Here is a 2,186-nt window from a genome sequence, read left to right as displayed (position 1 = left end):
GGCCGCCCGGTCACCGTCGACACCACCGGAATCGACGGCTCAGCAAAGCTCAACCCACGAACAACCTCGGCGAACTCCGCCAGCATCGGCTCCATCAACCGCGAATGGAACGCATGGCTCGTCCGCAACCGCGAGACCTTCCAGCCCCGCTCCACCGCCAGTTCGGCAACCCGGTCGATGTCCGCCTCAGCCCCAGAGACCACCACCGACGCCGGACCATTCACCGCCGCAACATCAACGACCAAACCGCCGTCGTTCGACTCGCCGCCGCCTACGACGGCCAAGCCGCCACCACTCGACTCGCCACCGCCGTTCGACCCATCGCCACCCACAGAGGCCAGAGCACCATCACTCGCCTCGCCGTCGACCACGGAGGCCAGCAGCGCCCGGACATCCGCCTCGGCCGCCCCGACCGCGAGCATCGCTCCGCCAGTAGGCAACGCCTGCATGAGCCGACCCCGAGCCGTGACCAGCGTGGCCGCATCCGCCAGCGACAACACCCCCGCCACCTGCGCCGCAGCGATCTCCCCGATCGAATGCCCCACCAGCACATCCGGAGCGATGCCCCACGACCGCAGCAGAGCATGCAACGCCACCTCAACCGCGAACAACGCCGGCTGCGCATACCCCGTCTGATGAATCAACTCCTCATCGGAATCGGCCAGCACCACTGCCAGCGGCCGATCCAGATGGGCATCCACATGCAACGCCACCTGGTCGAACGCATCCGCGAACACCGGGAAGGTCTCGTACAACCCCCGGCCCATACCAACCCGCTGCGACCCCTGACCGGAGAACAAGAACGCCACCCGACCGGTGCCGGCCACTCCACGCACCGCACCGGCCCCAGCCGCGACCGCGGCAAGACCACCGGTCAACGCCTCGGCATCACCCGCAAGCACCACCGCCCGATGCGCCAGAGCAGCCCGCCGGATCGACGCGGCCCCTATCCCGGTCAGGTCGGCGCCGTCCGCGCCGTCGGCGACGACCCGCAGGACGCGCTCGGCCTGAGCCCGCAGCGCCTCCGCGGTGTGTCCGGACACCACGACCGGCACCATCGGCAACCGTGCCGGGACGGCCACGGGCTCGGCCGCAGCCGGGGGCTCCTCCAGGATCACGTGCGCGTTTGTGCCGCTCATGCCGAACGACGAGACGCCCGCCCGGCGCGGCCGGTCAGCGGCCTCCCACGGCTGCGCCGACGTGAGCAACGACACCGCGCCGGAGGCCCAGTCCACGTGCGGCGACGGCTCGTCCACGTGCAACGTGGCGGGCAGCAGACCGTGCCGCATGGCCAAAACCATCTTGATGATCCCGGCGACACCCGCCGCGGCCTGCGTGTGACCGATGTTCGACTTCACCGACCCCAGCCACAGCGGCGTTTCCCGATCCTGGCCGTAGGTCGCCAGCAACGCCTGCGCCTCAATCGGATCACCCAACGTCGTCCCGGTGCCGTGCGCCTCGACCGCATCCACATCAGCCGGGGACAGACCCGCATTGGCCAGCGCGGTCCGAATCACCCGCTGCTGCGACGGACCATTCGGCGCCGTCAACCCATTCGACGCACCATCCTGATTCACCGCCGTACCCCGCACCACCGCGAGAACCTCATGGCCAAGCCGTCGAGCATCGGACAGCCGCTCGACCAGCAGCATGCCCGCACCCTCGGCCCACCCCGTGCCGTCCGCGTCGGCGGCAAAGGACTTGCACCGGCCATCGGGGGCGAGACCCCGCTGCCGGGAGAACTGGACGAAGGTCTCCGGCCCCGACATCACGGCCACACCGCCGGCCAGCGCCATCGAGCACTCGCCCGACCGCAGCGCCTGCACCGCCAGGTGCAGCGCGACCAGCGACGACGAGCACGCGGTGTCGATGGTCACCGCCGGGCCTTCGAGCCCGAACGTGTAGGAGAGCCGCCCGGAGACGACGCTCGCGGCGGTCCCGGTCAGGAGATGCCCTTCCAGCCCCTCCGGCAGTCCGTCGGCCCGGCTGGCGTAGTCGAGGCTGTTCGTGCCGGCGAACACGCCGACCTGCTCGCCCCGCAGCGAGAGCGGATCGATCCCGGCCCGCTCAAACGCCTCCCAGGAGGTCTCCAGCAGCAACCGCTGCTGCGGATCCATCGCCAACGCCTCACGCGGCGAAATCCCAAACAACCCCGCATCAAACTCCGCCGCGTCATACAAAAACCC

1 protein-coding gene is annotated in these 2,186 nt (G+C 70.0%); it reads right to left on the bottom strand.

The features are described 5' to 3' along the window. The coding region (locus tag CHC08_RS46910; RefSeq protein ID WP_476718290.1) for a type I polyketide synthase at nucleotides 1-2,150 on the bottom strand (2,150 nt) is incomplete at its 3' end. Nucleotides 2,151-2,186 lie beyond the last annotated feature (36 nt).

Origin of the sequence: Streptosporangium subroseum (genome assembly GCF_900188345.1) — a bacterium.
GTDB lineage: Bacteria > Actinomycetota > Actinomycetes > Streptosporangiales > Streptosporangiaceae > Streptosporangium > Streptosporangium subroseum.
Note: the sequence above shows the minus strand (reverse complement) of the source record. Positions and strands in the feature narration are given on the sequence as shown.